1 tRNA gene and 2 rRNA genes are annotated in these 914 nt (G+C 49.1%); all 3 read left to right on the forward strand.

The annotated features are described in order from the left end of the window. A 16S ribosomal RNA gene (locus CHL74_RS15405) occupies window positions 1-118 on the forward strand; the annotation flags it as partial. A 159-nt stretch (window positions 119-277) separates the two neighbouring features. Next, window positions 278-354, forward strand: a tRNA-Ala gene (locus tag CHL74_RS15410). A 123-nt stretch (window positions 355-477) separates the two neighbouring features. Further along, window positions 478-914 (forward strand): 23S ribosomal RNA (locus CHL74_RS15415); the annotation flags it as partial.

Genomic DNA, 914 nt, shown 5'->3' on the forward strand with positions numbered 1-914 from the left:
AAAGCCGGGGGCGCCTGAAGTCCGTGACCGCAAGGGTCGGCCTAGGGTGAAACCGGTGATTGGGGCTAAGTCGTAACAAGGTAGCCGTACCGGAAGGTGCGGCTGGAACACCTCCTTTCTGGAGAGACGAGCTATAGCATCTAGAATCTCTAGAATGTCTAGTATCACTAGACGGTCAAGAAAAGCTAGAATGTCTATAATAAGAGAAAAGGTCAGCAAATGGTTTGCTTCCCTTCTCCCAAGCTTCTTGGCGCACTGTCTTACTAAATAAATGTATGGGGGATTAGCTCAGTTGGCTAGAGCGCTTGCATGGCATGCAAGAGGTCATCGGTTCGACCCCGATATTCTCCACCATCCCTTACAGGGGAAACGATCTTTGACATATTGATACAAGCAAAACTGTAAGTTAAATTAATAACAACAGCTGAAAGTATGAGCTACGGTTTTCGTTGCTGAGCAATCAGTAATGAAGATTCGAAGAAAGTAGAAAAGGGCGCAAGGCGGATGCCTTGGCTCACGGAGGCGATGAAGGACGTGATAAGCTGCGATAAGCCTCGGGTAGATGCAAATAATCTCTGATCCGAGGATTTCCGAATGGGACAACCCGTCTGTCTGAAGGACAGTCACTATCTTAAGATAGAGCTAACGCAGGGAACTGAAACATCTTAGTACCTGCAGGAAGAGAAAATAAACAATGATTCCCCTAGTAGTGGCGAGCGAACGGGGAAGAGCCCAAACCATGACTGTAGCAATGCAGCCGTGGGGTTGTAGGACCACGCTGTGGCACGATGCTTGTGAGAGGAACGTTCTGGAAAGAACGACCATAGAGGGTGACAGTCCCGTACTCGAAGCACGCTGAAGCCTAGTGGTATCCTGAGTAACGCGGAACACGAGGAATTCTGCGCGAATCCGCC

Origin of the sequence: Prevotella sp. 885 (genome assembly GCF_002265625.1) — a bacterium.
In the GTDB taxonomy this organism is placed as follows: domain Bacteria; phylum Bacteroidota; class Bacteroidia; order Bacteroidales; family Bacteroidaceae; genus Prevotella.